The 21,505-nt window shown below is 60.2% G+C and carries 22 protein-coding genes; 6 read left to right on the top strand and 16 right to left on the bottom strand.

The features are described 5' to 3' along the window. Nucleotides 1-291 precede the first annotated feature (291 nt). From FUU19_RS03725 to ftsB, 6 genes are read right to left on the bottom strand one after another with little or no spacing between them, the layout of a single operon-like run. Nucleotides 292-918 (bottom strand): protein-L-isoaspartate(D-aspartate) O-methyltransferase, encoded by a 627-nt coding sequence (locus tag FUU19_RS03725; RefSeq protein ID WP_047728898.1) that lies wholly within the window; start codon nucleotides 916-918, stop codon nucleotides 292-294. Next, nucleotides 912-1,673, bottom strand: a complete 762-nt coding sequence (gene surE, locus FUU19_RS03720; protein WP_087762916.1) for a 5'/3'-nucleotidase SurE — start codon at nucleotides 1,671-1,673, stop codon at nucleotides 912-914. Before surE ends, FUU19_RS03725 begins: the two co-directional genes overlap by 7 nt. Beyond that, on the bottom strand, nucleotides 1,654-2,700 hold the full coding sequence (gene truD / locus FUU19_RS03715) for a tRNA pseudouridine(13) synthase TruD (RefSeq protein WP_230489619.1): 1,047 nt from the start codon (nucleotides 2,698-2,700) through the stop codon (nucleotides 1,654-1,656). The genes surE and truD overlap by 20 nt, the downstream gene beginning before the upstream one ends. A 4-nt stretch (nucleotides 2,701-2,704) precedes the next feature. Continuing rightward, nucleotides 2,705-3,178: a 2-C-methyl-D-erythritol 2,4-cyclodiphosphate synthase gene (gene ispF / locus FUU19_RS03710; protein WP_004932594.1), complete on the bottom strand. Its 474-nt coding sequence runs from the start codon at nucleotides 3,176-3,178 to the stop codon at nucleotides 2,705-2,707. Nucleotides 3,179-3,188: 10 nt separating this feature from the next. Beyond that, nucleotides 3,189-3,896 carry a 2-C-methyl-D-erythritol 4-phosphate cytidylyltransferase gene (gene ispD / locus FUU19_RS03705; protein WP_102985439.1) on the bottom strand — a complete coding sequence of 236 codons (708 nt, stop codon included), beginning with the start codon at nucleotides 3,894-3,896 and terminating at the stop codon, nucleotides 3,189-3,191. 3 nt (nucleotides 3,897-3,899) lie between these two features. Continuing rightward, entirely contained in the window at nucleotides 3,900-4,220 is a 321-nt protein-coding gene (gene ftsB / locus FUU19_RS03700; RefSeq protein ID WP_021505314.1) for a cell division protein FtsB, read from the bottom strand. 403 nt (nucleotides 4,221-4,623) lie between these two features. On the opposite strand from ftsB, the gene FUU19_RS03695 reads away from it, so the two are divergent. The 3 genes from FUU19_RS03695 to FUU19_RS03685 all read left to right on the top strand — a co-directional run bounded on the left by FUU19_RS03695 (nucleotide 4,624) and on the right by FUU19_RS03685 (nucleotide 6,934). After that, nucleotides 4,624-5,394, top strand: coding sequence for a basic amino acid ABC transporter substrate-binding protein (locus tag FUU19_RS03695; RefSeq protein ID WP_197833336.1), 771 nt, complete (start codon nucleotides 4,624-4,626; stop codon nucleotides 5,392-5,394). A gap of 114 nt (nucleotides 5,395-5,508) precedes the next feature. Continuing rightward, a complete protein-coding gene (locus FUU19_RS03690) occupies nucleotides 5,509-6,228 on the top strand; it encodes an amino acid ABC transporter permease (RefSeq protein ID WP_042706788.1) in 720 nt (239 codons plus the stop codon). After that, nucleotides 6,212-6,934 carry an amino acid ABC transporter ATP-binding protein gene (locus FUU19_RS03685; protein ID WP_230489618.1) on the top strand — a complete coding sequence of 241 codons (723 nt, stop codon included), beginning with the start codon at nucleotides 6,212-6,214 and terminating at the stop codon, nucleotides 6,932-6,934. The genes FUU19_RS03690 and FUU19_RS03685 overlap by 17 nt, the downstream gene beginning before the upstream one ends. A 52-nt stretch (nucleotides 6,935-6,986) precedes the next feature. Here FUU19_RS03685 and FUU19_RS03680 read toward each other — a convergent pair whose 3' ends face one another. The 5 genes from FUU19_RS03680 to cysG form a co-directional block, all read right to left on the bottom strand. Beyond that, complete coding sequence (locus FUU19_RS03680; RefSeq protein ID WP_025301616.1) at nucleotides 6,987-7,313, bottom strand: DUF3561 family protein; 327 nt, start codon at nucleotides 7,311-7,313, stop codon at nucleotides 6,987-6,989. An 84-nt stretch (nucleotides 7,314-7,397) separates the two neighbouring features. Then, nucleotides 7,398-8,087, bottom strand: a complete 690-nt coding sequence (gene cysC, locus FUU19_RS03675) for an adenylyl-sulfate kinase (protein WP_080311536.1) — start codon at nucleotides 8,085-8,087, stop codon at nucleotides 7,398-7,400. Further along, a complete protein-coding gene (gene cysN, locus FUU19_RS03670; protein WP_141970910.1) occupies nucleotides 8,026-9,453 on the bottom strand; it encodes a sulfate adenylyltransferase subunit CysN in 1,428 nt (475 codons plus the stop codon). The genes cysC and cysN overlap by 62 nt, the downstream gene beginning before the upstream one ends. A gap of 11 nt (nucleotides 9,454-9,464) precedes the next feature. Next, nucleotides 9,465-10,373: a sulfate adenylyltransferase subunit CysD gene (gene cysD / locus FUU19_RS03665; protein WP_004932620.1), complete on the bottom strand. Its 909-nt coding sequence runs from the start codon at nucleotides 10,371-10,373 to the stop codon at nucleotides 9,465-9,467. 22 nt (nucleotides 10,374-10,395) lie between these two features. Further along, nucleotides 10,396-11,826, bottom strand: a complete 1,431-nt coding sequence (gene cysG, locus FUU19_RS03660) for a siroheme synthase CysG (RefSeq protein WP_197833335.1) — start codon at nucleotides 11,824-11,826, stop codon at nucleotides 10,396-10,398. A gap of 261 nt (nucleotides 11,827-12,087) precedes the next feature. On the opposite strand from cysG, the gene FUU19_RS03655 reads away from it, so the two are divergent. Further along, on the top strand, nucleotides 12,088-13,158 hold the full coding sequence (locus FUU19_RS03655; protein ID WP_202670032.1) for an aminopeptidase: 1,071 nt from the start codon (nucleotides 12,088-12,090) through the stop codon (nucleotides 13,156-13,158). A 55-nt stretch (nucleotides 13,159-13,213) separates the two neighbouring features. On the opposite strand, the gene FUU19_RS03650 is transcribed toward FUU19_RS03655, so the two are convergent. The 3 genes from FUU19_RS03650 to cysJ all read right to left on the bottom strand — a co-directional run bounded on the left by FUU19_RS03650 (nucleotide 13,214) and on the right by cysJ (nucleotide 17,527). Next, nucleotides 13,214-13,948 carry a phosphoadenylyl-sulfate reductase gene (locus FUU19_RS03650; protein WP_230489615.1) on the bottom strand — a complete coding sequence of 245 codons (735 nt, stop codon included), beginning with the start codon at nucleotides 13,946-13,948 and terminating at the stop codon, nucleotides 13,214-13,216. A 61-nt stretch (nucleotides 13,949-14,009) separates the two neighbouring features. Continuing rightward, a complete protein-coding gene (gene cysI / locus FUU19_RS03645; protein ID WP_141970916.1) occupies nucleotides 14,010-15,725 on the bottom strand; it encodes an assimilatory sulfite reductase (NADPH) hemoprotein subunit in 1,716 nt (571 codons plus the stop codon). After that, the gene (gene cysJ, locus FUU19_RS03640) at nucleotides 15,725-17,527 is read right to left on the bottom strand and encodes an NADPH-dependent assimilatory sulfite reductase flavoprotein subunit (RefSeq protein WP_197811541.1); all 1,803 of its coding nucleotides are present in this window, start codon (nucleotides 17,525-17,527) and stop codon (nucleotides 15,725-15,727) included. Before cysJ ends, cysI begins: the two co-directional genes overlap by 1 nt. A gap of 436 nt (nucleotides 17,528-17,963) precedes the next feature. Between cysJ and queD the strand changes: the two genes are divergently transcribed. After that, a complete protein-coding gene (gene queD, locus FUU19_RS03635) occupies nucleotides 17,964-18,323 on the top strand; it encodes a 6-carboxytetrahydropterin synthase QueD (RefSeq protein ID WP_004932638.1) in 360 nt (119 codons plus the stop codon). 26 nt (nucleotides 18,324-18,349) lie between these two features. Here queD and FUU19_RS03630 read toward each other — a convergent pair whose 3' ends face one another. Further along, on the bottom strand, nucleotides 18,350-18,859 hold the full coding sequence (locus FUU19_RS03630; protein WP_185742327.1) for a GNAT family N-acetyltransferase: 510 nt from the start codon (nucleotides 18,857-18,859) through the stop codon (nucleotides 18,350-18,352). A gap of 41 nt (nucleotides 18,860-18,900) precedes the next feature. Next, the gene (queE, locus tag FUU19_RS03625; protein ID WP_230489614.1) at nucleotides 18,901-19,572 is read right to left on the bottom strand and encodes a 7-carboxy-7-deazaguanine synthase QueE; all 672 of its coding nucleotides are present in this window, start codon (nucleotides 19,570-19,572) and stop codon (nucleotides 18,901-18,903) included. Nucleotides 19,573-19,899: 327 nt separating this feature from the next. Between queE and FUU19_RS03620 the strand changes: the two genes are divergently transcribed. Further along, nucleotides 19,900-21,240, top strand: a complete 1,341-nt coding sequence (locus FUU19_RS03620; protein ID WP_141970926.1) for an MFS transporter — start codon at nucleotides 19,900-19,902, stop codon at nucleotides 21,238-21,240. Nucleotides 21,241-21,505 lie beyond the last annotated feature (265 nt).

The raw sequence follows: 21,505 nt of genomic DNA, 5'->3' as shown, positions 1-21,505 counted from the left end.
CAATATCAGTGATATATCCAAAATACCCTTTACATCGTAGCCGAGCTTTTGCCACTTCCCAGTCCCTGCGATGTAAAGGCGCCGCCGGCCGATCCCTGAACGCCAGGTCATCTCCCGCCGGAGCATCAAAACGCGCGCCAATGCTAACCACATTGGCATTGCCGCACCATAAGACAACTACGTAGAAAGGCCAATTCTAGTGAAAATTAGCCTGATTGGAACGAGAAAACCTTATCCGGACGTGATGAAAGTGCAACAGATTTTGCAGACGGTCGAAAAATCAGACAATCGCTAGGCCAATTCGCCTTTCACCAGTGGGACAAAGCGCACCGCTTCTACCGCATCGACAACGAACTCGTTGCCATGGCGTTGAATGCGTTTGAGGGTTTGGGCCTGCTCGCCCACCGGCAACACCAAAATGCCGCCGTCGTCCAATTGTTCCACCAGCGCCTGCGGGATCTCCGGCGGCGCGGCGGTGACGATGATCGCATCGAACGGGCCGCGCGACGCCCAGCCCTGCCAGCCGTCGCCGTGGCGGGTGGAAACATTATGAAGATCGAGCTGCTTCAGGCGGCGCTTGGCCTGCCACTGCAACCCCTTGATGCGTTCGACGGAACAAACGTGTTGTACCAGATGCGCCAGGATAGCGGTCTGATAACCGGAACCGGTGCCGATCTCCAGCACCCGTGAAGTGGGCTTCAAATTCAGCAGCTCGGTCATCCGCGCCACCATATAAGGCTGGGAAATGGTCTGGCCGGAGCCGATCGGCAGCGCAGTGTTTTCGTAAGCCTTATGATCCAGCGCTTCGTCGACAAAACGCTCGCGCGGCACCGCTTCGATCGCCCGCAGCAGCTTTTCGTCCCGGATCCCCTGCTGCCGCAGCTGCGTCAGCAATGTTTGCATACGCTTGTTCACCATTCCCCGCTAACCTCTGCCTTGGTTAACCATGTTTTCACGACTTCCTGCGCCGCGTAGGCGGTCAAATCCACCTGCAGCGGCGTGATCGCCACATAGCCTTGTTCCACCGCCGCAAAGTCGGTATCCGGCCCGACATCAAATTTATCACCAGGCGGCCCGATCCAGTAGAGATTTTGTCCGCGCGGATCCTGCTGGCAGAAGACCTTATCGGCGGGATGGCGGCTGCCGCAGCGGGTAACGCGCAGGCCTTTAATCTCCGCCAGCGGCAGATCCGGTACGTTGATATTCAGTATTTTTCCGGTACGCAACGGCTCACGCTGCAACGCGCGCAGGATACGGCAGGTAATGACGGCGGCGGTCGCATAGTGCTGGTGGCCGTTCAACGACACCGCCAACGCGGGCAGCCCCAGATGCCGGCCCTCCATCGCCGCCGCGACGGTGCCGGAATAGATGACGTCGTCGCCCAAATTCGGCCCGGCGTTGATGCCGGAGACCACGATATCCGGTGCCGGGTGCATCAGTGCGTTGACGCCAAGATAGACACAATCGGTCGGCGTCCCCTGCAGTACCGCAATATCGCCGTTGGCCAGCGTCTGCGTGCGCAGCGGCGATTCCAGCGTCAGGGCATTGGAAGAGCCGCTGCGGTTACGATCCGGCGCCACGACCTGCACTTCGGCGAACTCCCGCAGCGCCGCCGCCAGCACCTGAATGCCCGGGGCGCTGACGCCGTCATCGTTACTCAGCAATATCCGCATCACTGTCATCCTGCTGCATGATCTCGCGAACTACGCTGGTGGCAAAGCTGCCCGCCGGCAGCCAGAAGCGCAGTTCCACGGTAACCTCATCCCACCAGTTCCACAGCATATTTTGCGGCTGCAACAGCAGGGCCCGACGAGCGGGTTCGACACGCTCGCGCTTTAAAAGCGTAAGCAATTCCTGCTGCTCCGCCAAGCATTGTTGTTCAAATGCCAACGCGCTGCCGGCGGTGCCCGGCTCGCCGTCGCCCGGCAACGTCGCGGTGACAACCAGCTCACCGGCATCCAACCGCTGTTGCAGCGTCTCCAGCTCATCGGCCTTGGCGACGAACCAACTGCCGCGGCCGCTCAGCTGCAGGGCGTCCCCTTCCAGTACCGTGCGCTGCAGGCCATCGGCCAGGCGCCTGCTCGCGACCTGATTAAACAGCGCGCTGCGGCTGGCGGACAGGTAGAAACTGCGCTTGCTGCGCTCTTTGACGCGGATTTCGTCGTTCGCCCAGCGGCGCGCCATCACCAGATTGTTGCCGCCACGGCCGAAACGCTGGCTGCCGAAGTAGTTCGGCACGCCCTGCGCAGCGATGGCCTGCAGACGGCGCTCTACGTCCTGACGATCGGAAATCTGGCGCAGCACCAGCGTAAAGTGGTTGCCCTTCAGGTTGCCGATGCGCATTTTACGCAGGTGGCGGGCGAACGAAAGCACCTCGCAGCCTTCCAGCGCAAACTGGGAGAAATCCGGCGTGTCCTTGCCCGGCATGTGCAGGCAGAACCACTGTTCGGTCACCGCATGGCGGTCTTTCAACCCCGCATAGCTGACCGAACGAGCGTGAATACCGGCGAAGCGCGCCAGATAGTCGGCCACGAACTGGGTATTGCAGCCGTTTTTACGGATGTTCACCAGCACATGCTCGCCTTCGCCGTCCGGCGCAAAGCCCAGGTCTTCCACCACCACGAAATCTTCCGGATTGGCTTTCAACACCCCGGTGCTCTGCGGCCGGCCATGCAGCCAGGTCAGATTCGCCATATCCATGCGGTTATTCCTTGATCAGCAAGGCGACCGCTTCGCAGGCGATGCCCTCGCCGCGCCCGGTGAAACCGAGCTGCTCGGTGGTCGTGGCCTTCACGTTGACGTCATCCATATGGCACTGCAGATCTTCCGCCAGGAAGACGCGCATCTGCGGGATGTGCGGCGCCATTTTCGGCGCCTGAGCGATAATGGTGATATCGAGGTTACCGAGGCGGTATCCTTTGGCGCGAATGCGTTTCCAGGCTTCGCGCAGCAGCTCGCGGCTGTCGGCGCCTTTGAACGCCGGATCGGTATCGGGGAACAGTTTGCCGATATCGCCCAGCGCCGCCGCGCCCAGCAGGGCGTCGGTCGCGGCGTGCAGCGCAACGTCACCGTCCGAGTGGGCCAGCAAACCTTTGTCGTAAGGGATGCGAACGCCACCGATCACCAACGGGCCTTCGCCGCCGAATTTATGTACGTCAAAACCGTGACCGATACGCATGATGCGCTCCTTAATTGTCTAACTGAGTCAAATAGAACGCCGCCAGCGCCAAATCCTCCGGCCGCGTTACTTTAATGTTGTCCGCCCGGCCGGCGATCAGCTGCGGATGATAACCGCAATGCTCCAGCGCCGAGGCTTCGTCGGTGACGTTCGCACCTTCATCCAGCGCGCGCTGCAGGCACTGCTTGAGCAGCGGCAGCGGAAACAGCTGCGGCGTCAGCGCGTGCCACAGATCCTGCCGTTCGACGGTGTGGGCGATGGTTTCGCGGCCGGGTTCGGCGCGTTTCATGGTGTCACGCACCGGCGCGGCGAGAATGCCGCCGACCTTGCTGTGTGCGGTGATCGCCAGCAGGCGCTCGAGATCGTCGGCGTGCAGGCAGGGGCGTGCAGCGTCGTGCACCAGTACCCAGTCCGCATCGCCCGCCAGTTTAAGTCCGGCCATCACCGAATCGGCGCGCTGTTTGCCGCCCTCAGTGACGGTCACCCGCGGATCCTGGGCGATCGGCAACTGTTCGAACTGGCGATCTTCCGGGCCGATCGCCACGATCACCCGCTCGATGCGCGGATGACGCAACAGGGCATGGATAGCGTGCTCGACGATACTGTGTCGGCCAATGGTTAAATATTGCTTCGGGCATTCCGCCTGCATGCGGCTGCCGATACCGGCAGCGGGCAGGACGGCAATCACCGAGGGAAAGGTGCCTGCGGAGTGATTCATGCGTTATTTTTGTGCGTTATTTTGCGAGGAAGACGCCGCGTTGCGTCTGGATTGGTCAGGAACCAGACGATAGAAAGTCTCACCGGGCTTGATCATGCCCAGCTCATTACGTGCTCGCTCTTCGATCGCTTCCTGACCGCCGTTCAAATCATCGATTTCGGCAAACAGCTGATCGTTACGCGCTTTCAACTTGGCGTTGCTACCCTGTTGGACCGCAACATCTTCATTGACTCGCACGTAATCGTGAATACCATTTTTGCCCAGCCACAGTGAATACTGTAACCAACCGAGCAATGCCAGCAATAGCAGCGTAAGTTTTCCCATCTCCGCCCCCTGAAAAACCGACCAATCATCCCACAACTTCTCGTTGGACTCCACACTGAGAGCGGCATTTCAACGCCAAATTCAGAATACGGATGAAGGGTTCCCGAGTTTATTGCCTAATTCCGCGGTGAAAGCGGCAAAAAAAGCCCCTTTTGCCCGGCACGCGCCGCGCATTTTCCGATGAGACACACACTGCCCCTCCCCCATTATGCAGCAAGAACCACTGCATCGCCGCTTGCTGACCCATCGCTTACGCCAAAACAACGTCAAAAGTGAATATTTAACACCATAGAAAGAATAATTCTCCTGCAGTGGTTGCACTTTCATTCATTGGAGCTTATTTTTATGCACTCATAGTGCATAAATAATTCCAATATATAACCATTCATTATCGGGGATCGCGATGTTAAAACGTTTAGTTCTGATCGGCGCCTGCCTAGCCGCCACCTTCTCCACCGCCGTATTGGCGGCTGAACCTACCTACGTCGTCGGCTCCGGCGGCACCTATCGGCCGTTTGAGTTTGAAAACAGCCAAAAGCAGCTGGAAGGTTTCGACATCGACATCATCAAAGCGGTAGCCAAGGCCGAAGGTTTCCAGATCAAACTGATCAATACGCCATGGGAAGGGATCTTCGCCACGTTGAATTCCGGCGATCGCGATATCATCATTTCCGGCATCACCATCACCGACAAGCGCAAGCAAATGGTTGATTTCTCGGCGCCATACTTCCCGGCCGAGCAGGCTATCGTGGTGCCGCAAGACTCGACGGTAGACTCCATCGCCGCGCTGAAAGCACTGAAGGTCGGCGTGGTGAACTCCAGCACCGGCGACATCGTGGTGTCCGATGTGCTGGGCAAAAACAGCACTGCCATCAAGCGCTTCGACAATACCCCGCTGATGCTGCAGGAACTGTATGAAGACGGCATCGGCGCGGCGGTCGGCGACGTCGGCGTGGCCAAGTTCTACATCAAAACCCACCCTGAGAAAGCCTTCAAGCTGGTACCCGACGCCAAGTTCGAGCGCCAGTATTTCGGCATCGCCGTCGCCAAAGGCAACGACGAACTGCGCAACAAGATCAACGCCGGCCTGAAGAAAATCGTCGCCGACGGCACCTACGCCAAGATCTACCAAACCTGGTTCGACAGCAACGTACCGACGCTGCCGGCGGAATAATGCCCTGTCGCCGGCGCCCACCAGGCCGCCGGCGCACCACCGTTTCAGCCTACCAAGAAGGAACACCCTTTGAACTTCCGCTGGGAGATCATCCAGGAATACGCGCCGCTGTTTATGGAAGGCGCCTGGATGACCATCAAATGCACCATTATCTGCGTGCTGCTGGGCACCACCTGGGGATTGATCCTCGGGCTGGGCCGTTTGGCGCAGGCGCCGCACGGCATCTGGAAACCCATCTTGCATTACGGCGTTCAGTGGCCGGTGCGCATTTACATCAGCGCCTTTCGCGGCACGCCGCTGTTCGTACAAATCATGGTCGTGCATTTCGCTCTGGTGCCGCTGTTCATCAATCCGCGCGACGGCCTGCTGGTCACCAGCGGCCTGATGAGCGTCGATTTCGCCCGTGCGCTGCGCGCCGACTACGGTGCCTTTCTTTCCTGCGTGGTGGCAATCACGCTCAACGCCGGAGCCTATGTGTCGGAGATCTTCCGCGCCGGGATCCAATCGATCGATCGCGGCCAGATGGAGGCTTCGCGTTCGCTGGGTATGAGCTACGGCAAGACCATGCGACAGGTTATCTTGCCGCAGGCCTTCCGCCGCATGCTGCCGCCGCTGGGCAACAACGCCATCGCTATCGTCAAGGATTCGTCGCTGGCCTCCGCCATCGGCCTGGCGGATCTGGCCTATGCCGCCCGTACCGTCTCCGGCGCCTACGCCACCTATTGGGAGCCCTATCTGACCATTTCGCTGGTCTATTGGGTCATCACCTTCCTGCTTTCGCTGCTGGTGCAACACATGGAAAAGAGGTTCGGTAAAAGTGATTCGCGTACATAACCTGCAAAAACAGTTCGGCGAGAGCCACGTGCTGCGCGGTATTTCCTGCCAGATCGCCGCCAACGAAGTGGTGTGCGTCATCGGCCCTTCCGGCTCGGGGAAGAGCACCTTCCTGCGCTGCATCAACGCGCTGGAAACGCTCTCCGGCGGCGAGATCGAGGTGAATGGCTTCGCCGTCCACGATCAGAAAACCGATCTGAACAAAATGCGTGAAAGCGTGGGCATGGTATTTCAGCGCTTCAACCTGTTCCCGCACATGACGGTGTTAGAAAACATCATCATGGCGCCGGTAAGCGTGAAGAAACTGCCGCGCGCCGAAGCCATTACGCAAGCTGAACAGCTGCTGCGCAAGGTCGGCCTGCTCGACAAGATTGACGCCTATCCCAACAGCCTGTCCGGCGGCCAGCAGCAGCGGGTAGCGATCGCCCGCGCGCTGGCGATGGAGCCGAAGATCATGCTGTTCGACGAACCGACCTCCGCGCTCGATCCGGAGCTGGTGGGCGAAGTGTTGGCAGTGATGAAATCGCTGGCCCACGAGGGCATGACCATGGTGGTGGTAACGCATGAGATGGGCTTTGCCCGCGAGGTGGCCGACCGGGTGCTGTTTATCGATCAGGGGATCATTCAGGAAGAAGGGGTGCCGCAGCAGATCTTCAGCCATCCGACCAATCCGCGCACTCAGGCATTTCTAAGCAAAGTTTTGTAACCTTCGGCACCGCTTTGCAATCCTTCGGGCGCCGGCATCGGCGCCCGCTCTCTTACCACCCGGTCAGGAAGCTGAACACCAGCCAGAACAGGCACAGCACAATGGTGCCGGTCAGCAGCAGCGTCAAAATCAGACGACCCCGCAACAGCATGCTGAGGGTGATGCCGATCAGCACCGACAGCGGCATCAGCGCCAGGAAGAATGGCCAGGTATAGAGCAGGAAAAACAGCGTGTTGGAACCGTAAACCAGAAACGGCAACGCGAACGCCAGCCAGTAGAAAACAAAGCCGCTAACGCCGCCCAGGAAAGAATAAGAAGGCTCCTCTCTCTCCTGTTTTGACTGCTTGGCGTCGATCAAGATAGGCGTGACATTTTGCATAGTGATCCCTGGTTATTCGGCTCGCTCTGCGGCGGCTTAGAGTAAAAAGCGCATGGCGAAAAACGCCACACGCTTTTTTTGAATTCAGGGTTTGATAATAGCCTGACCACGCAACACGTCTAACAATTGCGCAATCAAATTTGTTACCAATTGTTGGCCATCGAGGTGGATTTCCGGCTGCTGCGGCGCCTCGTAAACCGCGTCGATGCCGGTGAAATTGCGCAGCTCGCCGGCACGCGCTTTTTTATACAATCCCTTCGGATCGCGCGCCTCGCAGATCGCCAACGGCGTGTCGACGAACACCTCGATAAAGCGATCGTTGCCGAGCATCTCGCGCACCATTTGCCGCTCGGCGCGGTGCGGCGAAATGAACGCGGTCAACACCACCAACCCGGCATCCACCATCAGTTTGGCCACTTCCCCCACCCGGCGAATATTCTCGCGCCGATCCTCGTCAGAGAAACCGAGATCGCGGCACAGACCGTGGCGCACGTTATCGCCGTCCAGCAGATAGGTGCTGACGCCGAGCCCATGCAGCGCCTGCTCCAACGCGCCGGCGACGGTGGATTTGCCCGAGCCGGACAGCCCGGTAAACCACAGCACCGCGCCACGGTGACCGTTGCGCGCTTCGCGATCCGCGCGCGTCACCGCGTGCGGATGCCAAACCACGTTCTCATCATCCGGCCCGGTCGCCCTCAGTTCAGCGGCCACCTTATCGGCCACCGAGCAGATCGCGTGCGCCCCAGTGCGGGAAGTGCTTGCGCACCAGCGCATTCAGCTCCAGCTCGAAGGCGCTGAATTCGCCGCGTGCCGCCGATGCGGCCTGAAGCGTTTCACGCACCAGCCCGGCGCCCACCGTGACGTTGCTCATGCGATCGATGAAGATCAGCCCGCCGGTGTCGTGATTGCTCTGATAGCTGTCCAGCATCAGCGGCTCGTCGAAGGTCAGCTCCACCAGGCCGATACCGTTGAGCGGCAACGTGTCGGCCGGGTGTTGCGCCAGCGTGTTGATCTCCACCTGATGGCGGATGCTCTCCACGCGTGCGCGGGTCTTTTTACCGGCGATTTTGATGTCGTAGCTCTGGCCCGGCACCAGCGGCTGCTCGGCCATCCATACCACGTCCACCCGCGCGCTCTGCGCCGCCTGCAGGCTTTCGCCGGCGTCGACCAGCAAATCGCCGCGGCTGATGTCCACTTCATCCTTCAGCACCAGCGTAATCGCCTCGCCCGGCACCGCTTCTTGCAGATCGCCGTCGAAGGTCACGATGCGCGCCACGCTGGACTCCACGCCGGAAGGCAGCACTTTAACCCGTTGCCCCACCCGCACCACGCCAGCGGACAGCGTGCCTGCATAGCCGCGAAAATCGAGGTTCGGGCGGTTGACGTACTGCACCGGGAAGCGCAGCGGCTGATTTTCTCGCTCGCTGACCACGTCCACGCTCTCCAGCACTTCCAACAGCGTCGGGCCGCTGTACCACGGCATATGGGCGCTTTCGCTCGCCACGTTGTCACCGTCCAGCGCCGACAGCGGTACGAACTTGATATCCAGATCGCCTGGCAACTGCTGGGCGAAGGTCAGGTAATCCTGTTTGAACTGCTCGAACACCGCTTCCTGGTAGCCCACCAGATCCATTTTGTTCACCGCCACCACCAGATGGCGAATGCCCAGCAGGGTCGCGATAAAACTGTGGCGGCGAGTCTGATCCAGCACCCCTTTGCGCGCGTCGATCAACAGGATCGCCAGATCGCAGGTGGAGGCGCCGGTGGCCATATTGCGGGTGTACTGCTCATGCCCTGGGGTATCGGCGATGATAAATTTGCGTTTTTCGGTCGAGAAATAGCGATAGGCCACATCGATGGTGATGCCTTGTTCGCGCTCGGCCTGCAGACCGTCCACCAGCAGCGCCAGATCGAGCTTCTCGCCCTGGGTGCCGATGCGTTTACTGTCGCTGTGCAGCGTCGACAGCTGATCCTCGTAGATCTGGCGCGTATCGTGCAGCAGGCGGCCGATCAGGGTGCTTTTGCCGTCATCGACGCTGCCGCAGGTCAGAAAACGCAGCAGGCTCTTGTGCTGCTGCGCGTGCAGGTAAGATTCGACGCCGCCCTGGTCAGCGATTTGTTGTGCAATTGCGTTGTTCATCCGGCGGCTCCTTAGAAATACCCTTGACGCTTTTTCAGCTCCATCGAACCGGACTGATCGCGATCGATCATCCGCCCCTGGCGCTCACTGGTGGTGGAGACCAGCATCTCTTCGATGATCTCCGGCAGGGTTTGCGCCTGCGAGTCCACCGCGCCGGTCAGCGGCCAGCACCCCAGGGTGCGGAAACGCACCATGCGCTGGCTGATCACTTCGCCCGGCTGCAGATCGATGCGATCGTCGTCCACCATCATCAGCATGCCGTCGCGCTCCACCACCGGGCGCGGTTTCGCCAGGTACAGCGGCACGATGTCGATCTTTTCCAGGAAGATGTACTGCCAGATATCCAGCTCGGTCCAGTTCGACAGCGGGAAGACGCGGATGCTCTCCCCTTTGTTGATCTGACCGTTGTAGTTGTGCCACAGCTCCGGCCGCTGGTTTTTCGGATCCCAGCGGTGGAAGCGATCGCGGAACGAATAGATGCGCTCTTTGGCGCGCGATTTCTCCTCGTCGCGCCGCGCACCGCCGAAGGCAGCGTCGAAACCGTACTTGTTCAATGCCTGCTTCAGGCCCTCGGTCTTCATGATGTCGGTATGCTTGGCGCTGCCGTGCACGAACGGGTTGATGCCCATCGCCACCCCTTCCGGGTTTTTATGCACCAGCAGCTCGAAGCCGTACTCCTTCGCAGTGCGATCGCGGAATTCGTACATTTCGCGGAACTTCCAGCCGGTATCGACGTGCAGCAGCGGGAACGGCAGCGTGCCGGGGAAGAACGCCTTGCGCGCCAGATGCAGCATCACGGAAGAGTCTTTGCCGATGGAATACAGCATCACCGGGTTGGCGAATTCAGCGGCGACTTCACGGATGATATGGATACTCTCCGCCTCCAATTGCCGCAAATGAGTGAGTCGTTTTTCGTCCATAACAGGTCCTTAAAAGCCTTGCCTATGCCAAATTCACGACGGCCGGGCGCGCTGCCCCTTCCGTCTGCGATTGATGCCCGAACCAGGCGATTTGATGGTGCAGTTCCACCACCTCGCCGATCACCAACAGCGCCGGCAGCGGCGCCCGTTGGGCCAGATGTTCCAGTTGTTCCAGCGTGCCGATCTGCACCTGCTGATCGGCGCGCGTGCCGCGGCTGATCACCGCCACCGGCGTCGCGGCAGCGCGACCGTGGGCGATCAGGCGCTGGCTGATGTCCGCCGCCTTCATGGTGCCCATGTAGATAGCCAACGTCTGCCGCGCCCGAGCCAGATCGGCCCAGTCCAAGCCATCGCCGTCGGGGCGGCAATGGCCGGTGATAAAGGTCACGCTCTGCGCATGATCGCGGTGCGTCAGCGGAATGCCGGCGTAGGCGGTCGCCCCCGCGGCGGCCGTGACGCCCGGCACCACCTGGAACGGGATGCCGGCGGCGGCGGCCACCTGCAGCTCTTCGCCACCTCGGCCAAAGATGAACGGGTCGCCTCCCTTGAGGCGCACCACGCGTTTGCCCTGCTGCGCCAGTTCCACCAACAGCCGATTGGTTTCTTCCTGGATCACCGAGTGTGCGCCGGCGCGCTTGCCCACGCAGATACGTTCGGCGTCGCGACGCACCAGATCGAGGATTTCGCCACTGACCAGATGGTCATACAGCACCACGTCCGCCTGCTGCATCACCTGCAGCCCACGCAGGGTCAACAGCCCCACGTCGCCCGGCCCGGCGCCCACCAGAGCGATCTCGCCCTGCGCGCCTTCATCGCCTGCGGCGAAGCGGTGCAAATCCTGCTCCAGCTGCCGTTCCGCCTGCGCCGTCTGGCCGTTGGCCACCAGCGTGGCGAAACGGCCGCCAAAGGTTTTCTCCCAGAAACGGCGACGCTCGCCAATCGAGGCCAGCCGCTGTTTGACCTGGCCGCGCCAGCGGCCCGCCACCTGCGCCATCTGCCCCAAACTGGCGGGCAGCAACGCCTCCAGCTTTTCCCTCAGCAACCGCGCTAACACCGGCGCCTGGCCGCTGGACGATACGGCCACCACCAGCGGCGAGCGATCGATGATCGATGGGAAGATGAACGAACAGCGCGGCTGATCGTCCACCACGTTGGCCAGCACCCGGCGCTTATCCGCCTCGGCGAACACCGCGGCGTTCAACGCGTTGTCGTCCGTGGCGGCGATAGCCAGAAACACATCGTCCAACTGCTGCGGATCAAAGGTTTTCCCCAGCCAGAGCACCTGCCCTTGCTGACGTTGTTGTTCCAGTTCCGGTGAGAGCGACTGCGCAACTATCCGTATTTCAGCCCCGGCGCGCTGAAGCAGATCGACTTTGCGCGCAGCCACGTCACCGCCGCCAACGACCAGCACCGGACGTTGTTTCAGGTCGGCGAATATTGGTAGATAGTCCACAACAGCCTTTTCATATAACAGAAAGATAGTGTGACTATACGGGCTGAGATTTAGCCTCTGAAATGACGAAAAGGAATGATTAGTTCCTTTATGGAATATAGGCCGCAACGCCAAAGGCAAACGGTGATAACTGCAGCGGCGGTTTGCGCATTCGCGCGAAAATTAAGAGACAGGGAAATTGTGTAATGCCGCCCGGCGTCTCATACTGGGTGCCGCAGAAAAATGATCGGCAGCGCCGATAGCAAAGAAGGATTTTTCGGTATGTTTTCCCGTTTTTACCTGAAGAGCAGCCTGCTGGCCCTCGCACTCGGCGGCGTCTTCAGCGTGTGTGCCGCACAGCCCGCAAAAGACGCGCCAATGGGCCGTTTCGCCGCCGAACAGACTCGCCACATCGCCACTTACTTCCCCGGCCGCATGGCGGGCAGCCCGGCAGAATTGCTCACCGCCGACTACCTGAAACAGCAGTTCAGCAAGATGGGTTACCAAAGCGATATTCGCAGCGTCAACACGCGCTATCTCTACACCAGCAAAGACGGCAAGAAGAACTGGAATAACGTTACCGCCAGTTCAGTGATCGCCGCCCGCAACGGCGACAGCCCGAAACAGATCGTGATCGTCGCCCACTTCGACACCTACACGCCGCAGAGCGACGAGGATTTGGATAACAACCTCGGCGGCCTGACGCTGCAGGGCGTCGACGACAACGCCTCCGGCATCGGCGTGATGCTGGAACTGGCGGAGCGCCTGAAGAGCATCCCCACCGCCTACGGCCTGCGCTTCGTCGCCACCAGCGCCGAAGAGATCGGTTCGCTGGGGGCGCAGAACTACCTGCAGCGTATGAGCGCGGAAGAGAAAAACAACACCGTGCTGGTGATCAACCTCGACAGCCTGATCACCGGCGATCGTCTGTACTTCAACGCCGGGCGCAACACGCCGCCGCAGATGGCGAAACGCTCCCGCGATCGCGCGCTGGATATCGCCCACCGTTACGGCATCGCCGCCGCCAGCAATCCGGGCAGCGCGCAGCATCCGAAGGGCACCGGCTGCTGCTCCGATCAAGAGGTGTTCGACGCGGCGGGCATCCCGGTGCTGTCGGTGGAGGCCACCAACTGGTCGCTGGGCGACAAGGACGGCTACCAGCAGCGCGCCGTCAGCCCGCACTTCCCGCAGGGCGTCACCTGGCACCGCCCGCAGTATGACAACCTGCAGTACCTGGATCGCTACCTGCCGGGGCGGATCGACAAACGCAGCCGCGACAGCGTGCAGATCCTGCTGCCGCTGATCAAAGAGCTGGCGCAGGCGCACCCGCCGAAAACACAGAAGAAAAAGTAGCCCGCAAAAAAACAGGGCCCAGCATTGCTGAGCCCTGTCGTGTGATTCGCCTCGTTTAGCCTTCGTGCAGGCCGCACTCGCGCTTCAGCCCGAAGAAACGTGTCTCTTCCTCGCTCATGCCCGGTTCCCACTTCTGGGTGGTGTGGGTATCGCCTACCGACAGGTAGCCCTGCTCCCACAGCGGGTGATAGCTCAGCCCGTGCTCGGTCAGATACTGGTAAATCTTGCGGTTGTCCCAGTCGATGATCGGCAGGATCTTGAACACCCCGCGCTGCACCGCCAGCACCGGCAGATTGGCGCGGCTGCCGGACTGCTCGCGCCGCAGGCCGGCGAACCAGCTCTGTGCTCCCAGCGTCTCCAGCGCGCGGCTCATCGGCTCAACCTTGTTGATCTGGTTGTACTTTTCAATCCCTTCCACGCCCTGTTCCCACAGCTTGCCATAGCGGGCCTCTTGCCAGGCGGGAGACTGTTCGGCGCGGAACACCTGCAGATTCAGCTTCAGCTGGTCGGTCAGTTGATCGATAAAGCGGTAGGTTTCCGGGAACAGGTAACCGGTGTCGGTCAGGATCACCGGGATATCCGGCCGGATGCGCGCCACCAGGTGCAGACATACCGCCGCCTGAATGCCGAAACTGGACGAGAGTACGAACTCGCCGGGCAGATGCTCCAGCGCCCATGCAACGCGCTGTTCGGCGCTGAGGGTCTCCAGTTGGCCATTGACCACCGCCAATGCCAGCGCCTGCCCGGATTTGGGCAACGCGTTCAGCGCCGCCAGATCGAATTCAGCCATGTTGTCTCTCCTGCTACTTGAAATTACCTGTGCGGCCCCTCTGCCCAGGGGCCGCCCGGCCTCACTCCCAGAAATCTCGCGCCGGATCCAGCACCGGTTTGACGATGCCCGCGCGAACGGTGAAGTCGCCGAAGCCTTCGCCGGCGTTGCGCTCCTTCGCCCAGCGCCCCACCAACAGATCGATCTCGCTCAGGATCTCGTCTTCGTTGATGTTTTCGCGGTACATGCGCGGAATGCGCGTGCCTTCGCGGTTGCCACCCAAATGCAGGTTATAGCGGCCGACCGCCTTGCCCACCAGCCCCAGCTCCGCCAGCAGCGCGCGGCCGCAGCCGTTCGGGCAGCCGGTGATGCGCAGCACGATATGCTCGTCGCCCACCCCGTGCCGATGCATGATCCCTTCCACCTTGGTGACGAACTGCGGCAGGAAGCGCTCGGCCTCCGCCATCGCCAGCGGGCAGGTCGGGAACGATACGCAGGCCATCGAGTTCTTGCGTTGCTCGCTGATCTCGTCGTCGATCAGGCCATGATCGCGCGCCAGGGCTTCGATCTTCGCCTTCTCGCTTTCCGGCACGCCGGCGATGATCACGTTTTGGTTCGCCGTCAGACGGAAGTCGCCTTTATGGATCTTGGCGATCTCCGCCATGCCGGTCTTCAGCGGGCGCCCCGGATAGTCCAGCAGGCGACCGTTCTCGATAAACAGCGTCAGGTGCCATTGATCGTCGATGCCCTTCACCCAACCGATGCGATCGCCGCGGCCGGTGAATTCATACGGCCGGATAGGCGCAAAGGTAATGCCGGCACGCTTTTCCACTTCGGCGCGGAAAACATCCACCCCGACGCGCTCCAGCGTGTATTTGGTTTTGGCGTTCTTGCGATCGGTGCGGTTGCCCCAGTCGCGCTGCGTGGTCACCACCGCTTCCGCGACCGCCAGCGTATGCTCGAGCGGAATGTAGCCGAACTCGCTGGCCTGGCGCGCGTAGGTTTTCTTGTTGCCGTGCTCGATGGACAACCCGCCGCCCACCAGCAGGTTGAAGCCTACCAGCTTGCCGTTTTCGGCGATCGCCACAAAGTTCATGTCGTTGGCGTGCAGATCGACGTCGTTCTGCGGCGGGATCACCACCGTGGTTTTGAACTTGCGCGGCAGGTAGGTCGACCCCAAAATCGGCTCTTCGTCGGTGGTAGCCACCTTCTCCTGATCCAGCCACACCTCGGCGTAGGCGCGGGTGCGCGGCAGCAGGTGTTCGGAGATCTTCTTCGCCCACTCGTAGGCTTCCTGATGCAGCTCGGACTCCACCGGGTTGGAGGTACACAGCACGTTGCGGTTCACGTCGTTGGCGGTCGCCAGCGCGTCCAACCCCAGACGGTTCAGCAGCTGGTGCACCGGTTTGACGTTGCTTTTCAGAATGCCGTGAAACTGGAACGTCTGGCGGTTGGTGATGCGAATGCTGCCATACAGCGTGCTCTCCTGCGCGAACTTGTCGATGCCCAGCCACTGCTGCGGGCTGATGATGCCGCCCGGCAGGCGGCAGCGCAGCATCATGGCATGGCGCGGCTCCAGCTTCTGCTCGGCGCGTTCGGCGCGAATGTCGCGGTCATCCTGCTGGTACATGCCGTGGAAACGGATCAGCAGGAAGTTGTCGCCGTTGAAGCCGCCGGTCAGGCCGTCATTTAAATCTTCGGCGATGGTGCCGCGCAGGAAGTGGCTCTCCTTCTTCATGCGCTCCGCATCGGCCAGTTTGCCTTCGACTACCAAAGGCCCGGGGTGTTTATCACTCATCAGTAAACATCTCGCTGATAACGGCGCTCAAGGCGCAGCTCACTTAAAAATTCATCCGCCTGCTCGGTATCCATGCCACCGTGCTCGGCCACCAGTTCCAGTAATGTGTTTTCCACGTCTTTCGCCATGCGATTGGCATCGCCGCAGACGTAAATGTGTGCGCCTTCCTGAATCCAGCGCCACACTTCCGCGCCCTGTTCGCGCAGTTTGTCTTGTACGTATATTTTATGTTGCTGGTCGCGGGACCAGGCCAGATCGATGCGGGTCAGCAGGCCGTCTTTCACGTAGCGCTGCCATTCGACCTGATACAGGAAATCTTCGGTGAAGTGCGGGTTGCCGAAGAACAGCCAGTTCTTGCCGCCGGCGCCGTCGGCGTCGCGCTGCTGCATAAAGGCGCGGAACGGCGCGATGCCGGTGCCCGGGCCAATCATGATCACCGGCGCTTCCGGATTGGCCGGCAGGCGGAAGTTGTCGTTGTGTTCGATAAACACCCGCACGTCGCCGTCCTCCTCCAGGCGATCCGCCAGGAAGCCGGAGGCGCCGCCGCTGCGGGCGCGCCCGTCGATGTCGTAACGCACCACGCCCACGGTGATGTGCACTTCGCTTTCGTTCTCCGCCTGCGAAGAGGCGATGGAATACAGGCGCGGCGTCAGCGGGCGCAGCAGGCCAACCAGCTGTTCGGCGCTCAGATCCGCCGGCGCCTGCCGCACCATATCGACGATCGGCGTATTGTGCGCATACTGCTGCAGCGCAGCCTTATCCGCCAACAGGCCGATCAGCGTTTCGTCGCGCGACAGCGCGGCGTATTTATCGACGATCGGGGTGGTGTTCTGCGTCAGTTCGAAATGGCTGCGCAGCGCCTGCGCCAGCGGCAGGGTCTGCCCTTCCACCTCGACCGGCTCGTCGCCTTTCAGCCACAACAGTTGCACCAGCTCATCCACCAGCGCGGGATCGTTGTCGAACCATACGCCGAGCGCATCGCCCGGTTGATAACGCAGGCCGGAATCGCCCAGATCGATCTCGATATGGCGCACGTCTTTATCCGACGCGCGGCCGGTAATCTTCTGCTTAACCGCCAGTTGGGCGGTGAGCGGCTGTTCCTTGCTGTACGGGCTGCTGTCGATCAGATCGACCGCACCGCTGGCCAACACGCCCGGCGCGGCGCTTTCCGCCGGCGCGCGCGCCTTCAGCACCGATACCACCTGTTTGCGCCAGGCGGCCGCCAGCTCCTGGTACTCCACGTCGGCGTCCACACGCTCCACCAGGCGCTCGGCGCCCAGTTCGGCCAGCTTGCCGTCGAAATCTTTACCAGACTGACAGAAATTCTCATAAGAGGTGTCGCCCAGCCCGAACACCGCAAAAGCGGTATCATTCAGCTTCGGCGCCTTCTTCGAGAACAGGAATTTATGCAGCGCCACCGCTTCTTCCGCCGGTTCGCCTTCCCCCTGCGTGGAGGCGACGATCACCAGCAGGCGCTCTTGCGCTATCTGTTTGAATTTGTAGTCGCCGGCGCTGACCAACGTGGCGCTCAGATTGGCGGCCAACAGATCGTCGCGCAGCTGCTCCGCCAGGCGGCGCGCATTGCCGGTCTGTGAAGCGGAAATGATGGTGATGGCGGCCGCAGCCGCAGGGGCGACAGGCGCAATGGCCACGGCTCCGGGCTGTTGATTGACCATGCCCCAAAAATAACCGGACAGCCACGCCAGCTGCGTCGGCGAATAGTCGCCGATCGTTGCCTGCAAGCGCGCCAGCTGTTCGGGCGTCAGCGGGAGCAAAGATGTTGGAGGAGCCTGAGTCGTCATTGCTGTACTTATTTCCTATACTTAGCGCCTTTCCTGCCAGGCGCGCGCCAGTGCCAGTCGCTGTCTCTTCGCTGCGTCGGGTGTGCGGAAAAGATCAGGAGAGTTTGTAAGGTTACCGAGCAGAATAGCAACGATTAAATAAGGGATAGCAATAAATCATAACCAAAATGACTAAGCTGTTTTTCTGGTAAGGGATAACGCTTAAACCGTTAAACAAAGTTTTTTATCCAGATGAAAATAAAGCACTTTTTTTCATCATTTTTTCACCGTTCAACATTTCGGCTCATTACCCCAGCCGATAGGTGCCGCAAACACCAAACAAAAAAAGTGTTAACCGGGTGCGTTTGCCGTGGCGGTAGACCATAACGGTATAAATGGCAAGCAGGCGCGCTTTCCGGTACTATGCGGCGGTTTTTGAGTCAATGAGGCCGTAATAATGGCAACCACGCTGTTTAAAGATTTTCAGTTTGAAGCCGCACACCGTTTGCCGCACGTACCGGAGGGCCACAAATGCGGCCGTCTGCATGGGCATTCGTTTATGGTGCGTCTGGAAGTGACCGGTGAAGTGGACCCCCACACCGGTTGGGTGATGGATTTCGCCGAGCTCAAGGCTGTGTTTTCCCCGATCTGGGAGCGGCTGGATCACCATTATCTGAACGATATTCCAGGATTGGAAAATCCCACCAGCGAAGTGCTCGCCGCCTGGATTTGGCAGCAGCTCAAGCCCCAGTTACCGGAACTGACTGCGGTGATGGTGAAAGAGACCTGTACGGCGGGATGCGTATATAAAGGTTGATGCCGTGAGGGTATGTGCAGATACCCTCACACTACCTCGCCTTGCAGATCCAGGTGCCGCGCCGCCCAGGGCCTTTCCGACAGGCTCAACGCCATTCCCCCGCGATAGACAAACGTTTTGCTCTCGCCATCCTCAATGAACGCCGTCTCGTTTTCCATCGCCCGATAGCCGGCGCCGGTATAGTATTTTTCGCTTACCGCAAACAGTATGGAATATGCGATCCCTTTACTGCGCAGAGAGTCATGCGCCTGCACCAGCATTTTTGCGGCCACGCCGCGGCGGCGATGCGTTTGTGCCACGGCCACCAGCCCGATGATGCCAATCACCTCGGCCTCACCGTCAATCAGCACCGGCCGCTCATGCACCGCCAGTTGGCCGACGATCGCCTCACCTTCCGTGGCGATCACCAGGCAAACCGGCGCATGCTGCAGATAAAATCCGTCGGTTATCTCGGGGAAAGCGTCGGACAACAGTGAGCGAATCGACCGCAATTCCGCTTCCGTCACCGCCTCGAATGCACGCGATAAAATCTTCACCGGCAACTCCTGTCTCGTTCTAACGCTTCCTGCCAATAAACTCAGGCGATATTCAGATATTTGTGGGTCTGCATCGACAGCCGCCAGTTGCGCGCAATGCAGGTTTCGATGCACAGGCGGGTCGCCTCTTCTTTCTGGCTGATCGGCTGCAGCGCAATAATCCGCGCCTTGTCGTCCTGCAGCGTCGCCAGCAGCGCGTCGAGCGCCTCGATATCGCGCTCGCGCGCCACCGGATGCTTCACCTCGTCGGCGCGCCGCAGCGCCTGATCCAGCACCTTCATGCCGCCGCGCATATTCACCTTCGGCGAAACCGTCACCCAGGTGTTGACGGAGCAGCGAATTTCGTGGGTGCCGCTGGTCTCAATCTGGCAGCCGTAGCCATGCTGTTCGAACAGCTCGGTCAGCGGCGTCAGATCGTAGATGCAGGGTTCGCCGCCGGTGATCACCACATGGCGCGCGGTGTAACCTTGTTGACGCATCACCGTCAGCAGCTGCTCGGCGCTGGCATTGCCCCAGGCGTCGCTTTCCTCTGTTTTGACCAGGATCCGTTGCAGGTCGACTTCCCGATTGGCTTCCTTTTCCCAGGTATGTTTGGTATCGCACCAACTGCACCCTACCGGGCAGCCCTGCAGGCGGATAAAAATGGCCGGCACGCCGGTGAAAAAGCCTTCGCCCTGCAAGGTTTGGAACATCTCATTGATCGGGTACTGCATCGGTTTCTCAATCTGGAAAAGTAAAAAGCGATTATCGCAGATTCCGGCCCGGCGACCAAACGGCCAAAATTGTATTAAATTTTATCCTCCGCGCCGCCATCAGCATATCTCACCGCCAATGGCCTTCATTTAATTTGTTAACCGGCCTTAGGCCTTTCATCGGCGGTGCAACCTGCTCCACAGAAAACAACACGCAGTTAACAAATAAGATAATTATATTTGACATAAAGCGCTGACGCGCAGATGTATATACAAGCAAACACAAGCCGAGCGCCAGTTTCGGCCACGTTCCATCCATCACGACTACATCTGCGTTTAGAGGGTGCCATGACTCATTCCACCAGCGAGTTGAACATTCAGCAGGCCATCGACGACAGCAAGTTTTCGCTGTTTCACTGGACCCTGATCATTCTCGGATTCCTGATCCTCGCCATCGACGGTTTCGATACCGCCGCCATGGGCTATATCGCCCCCTCGGTCGCCAAAGACTGGGGCATCGTCAAACAGGATCTGGGGCCCGTGCTGAGCGCCGCGCTGCTGGGGCTGTCGCTCGGCGCGCTGATCGCCGGGCCAATCTCCGACCGCATCGGCCGCAAGCGCGTACTGGTGTTTTCCTGCCTGTTCTTCGGCCTGTCGAGCCTGGCCACCGCCTACGCCGGCTCGCTCAATAGCCTGACGCTGTGGCGTTTCCTCACCGGCCTCGGGCTGGGGGCGGCGATGCCCAACGCCATCACGCTGATCTCCGAATACGCGCCGCAGCGCTGCCGTTCGTTGGCGATCAACACCATGTACTGCGGCTTTCCGCTGGGCGCGGCCGGCGGCGGCGCCATTTCATCGTGGCTGATTCCGAGCTACGGCTGGCACAGCGTGCTGCTGCTCGGCGCCATTGCGCCGCTGGTATTGACGGTCTTGCTGATTTTGCTGCTGCCGGAATCGGTCAAATATATGGTTAACCGCGGGCAGGATGCGGCGAAGATCAAGCGCATCGCGCAACGCTTCGTCAGCCAGAGCCTTGACGGCGTGACGCGTTTTTACCTGTATGAAGAGAAGCTGACGCAGGCCAAGACCAGCGTCGGCCTGCTGTTCAGCCGCCCTTACCTGCTCGGCACGCTGATGCTGTGGGTGACCTACTTCATGGGGCTGGTGATCTACTACGTTTTGCTGAGCTGGATGCCGATCCTGATGCAGGGATTGGGCTACCAGCTGGAACAGTCGGCGATGCTTACCTCGCTGTTCACCTTCGGCGGCACGCTCGGCATCTTGGTGGCCGGCTGGCTGATGGATCGCTGGAATGCGCATAAGGTGGTCTCAAGCGGCTTTGTCGTCACCGCCCTGCTGATCGTGGCGATGGCGACCGAAGATAAACAGATCGTATTGCTGGGCGCCTTCATCTTCCTGATGGGCGTCACCATGAACGGCGCGCAGTCCGGGTTGCAAACGCTGGCGGCCACCTTCTACCCCACCCACAGCCGCGCCACCGGCATCGCCTGGATGCAGGGCATCGGTCGCTTCGGCGGCGTCGCCGGCACCATGATGGGCGCCCAACTGCTGGCGATGCAGTGGGAAGTGCAGAGCATCCTGATGTTCCTGTGCGTACCGGCGCTGATCGCCGCCATCGCCACGGTGTGCAAGATGAGCCGCAAGCCGATGCTGCAACCGGCCGCCTGACCCCTGCAAGCCCGCCCACGGCGGGCTTTGTTCTTGCGGTGATAGGGCTTGTTTATCCTCCGCCGCCAACTGTAATCAGTCTGTAAAAATATTGTGACTAGCCGCCCAAAAATGAGTCAATTTTAATTCATTTTTGCCGAACAGCTCACTTTTCTCCGGCCTATCGCACATGATTCCGGTGATAAAAAAAACGCTTATCAAGCTGATATAAAAAGAAAATAACTTTTTCTTATGCCATTTTTCATCGGCAACTGGTCAGTGTTGC

Source organism: Serratia montpellierensis, from assembly GCF_020858655.1.
Classification (GTDB): domain Bacteria; phylum Pseudomonadota; class Gammaproteobacteria; order Enterobacterales; family Enterobacteriaceae; genus Serratia; species Serratia montpellierensis.
Note: the sequence above shows the minus strand (reverse complement) of the source record. Positions and strands in the feature narration are given on the sequence as shown.

What these genes read in the sequence shown, in the direction of transcription:
- cysI (WP_141970916.1), bottom strand. Translation starts at nt 15,725, where the DNA reads ATGAGTGATAAACACCCCGGGCCTTTGGTAGTCGAAGGCAAACTGGCC.
- FUU19_RS03725 (WP_047728898.1), bottom strand. Translation starts at nt 918, where the DNA reads ATGGTGAACAAGCGTATGCAAACATTGCTGACGCAGCTGCGGCAGCAG.
- FUU19_RS03680 (WP_025301616.1), bottom strand. Translation starts at nt 7,313, where the DNA reads ATGCAAAATGTCACGCCTATCTTGATCGACGCCAAGCAGTCAAAACAG.
- cysC (WP_080311536.1), bottom strand. Translation starts at nt 8,087, where the DNA reads ATGCGCTGGTGCGCAAGCACTTCCCGCACTGGGGCGCACGCGATCTGC.
- FUU19_RS03690 (WP_042706788.1), top strand. Translation starts at nt 5,509, where the DNA reads ATGGAAGGCGCCTGGATGACCATCAAATGCACCATTATCTGCGTGCTG.
- ispF (WP_004932594.1), bottom strand. Translation starts at nt 3,178, where the DNA reads ATGCGTATCGGTCACGGTTTTGACGTACATAAATTCGGCGGCGAAGGC.
- cysD (WP_004932620.1), bottom strand. Translation starts at nt 10,373, where the DNA reads ATGGACGAAAAACGACTCACTCATTTGCGGCAATTGGAGGCGGAGAGT.
- ispD (WP_102985439.1), bottom strand. Translation starts at nt 3,896, where the DNA reads ATGAATCACTCCGCAGGCACCTTTCCCTCGGTGATTGCCGTCCTGCCC.
- truD (WP_230489619.1), bottom strand. Translation starts at nt 2,700, where the DNA reads ATGGATATGGCGAATCTGACCTGGCTGCATGGCCGGCCGCAGAGCACC.
- FUU19_RS03655 (WP_202670032.1), top strand. Translation starts at nt 12,088, where the DNA reads ATGTTTTCCCGTTTTTACCTGAAGAGCAGCCTGCTGGCCCTCGCACTC.
- ftsB (WP_021505314.1), bottom strand. Translation starts at nt 4,220, where the DNA reads ATGGGAAAACTTACGCTGCTATTGCTGGCATTGCTCGGTTGGTTACAG.
- surE (WP_087762916.1), bottom strand. Translation starts at nt 1,673, where the DNA reads ATGCGGATATTGCTGAGTAACGATGACGGCGTCAGCGCCCCGGGCATT.
- FUU19_RS03650 (WP_230489615.1), bottom strand. Translation starts at nt 13,948, where the DNA reads ATGGCTGAATTCGATCTGGCGGCGCTGAACGCGTTGCCCAAATCCGGG.
- FUU19_RS03620 (WP_141970926.1), top strand. Translation starts at nt 19,900, where the DNA reads ATGACTCATTCCACCAGCGAGTTGAACATTCAGCAGGCCATCGACGAC.
- queE (WP_230489614.1), bottom strand. Translation starts at nt 19,572, where the DNA reads ATGCAGTACCCGATCAATGAGATGTTCCAAACCTTGCAGGGCGAAGGC.
- FUU19_RS03695 (WP_197833336.1), top strand. Translation starts at nt 4,624, where the DNA reads ATGTTAAAACGTTTAGTTCTGATCGGCGCCTGCCTAGCCGCCACCTTC.
- queD (WP_004932638.1), top strand. Translation starts at nt 17,964, where the DNA reads ATGGCAACCACGCTGTTTAAAGATTTTCAGTTTGAAGCCGCACACCGT.
- cysJ (WP_197811541.1), bottom strand. Translation starts at nt 17,527, where the DNA reads ATGACGACTCAGGCTCCTCCAACATCTTTGCTCCCGCTGACGCCCGAA.
- cysN (WP_141970910.1), bottom strand. Translation starts at nt 9,453, where the DNA reads ATGAACAACGCAATTGCACAACAAATCGCTGACCAGGGCGGCGTCGAA.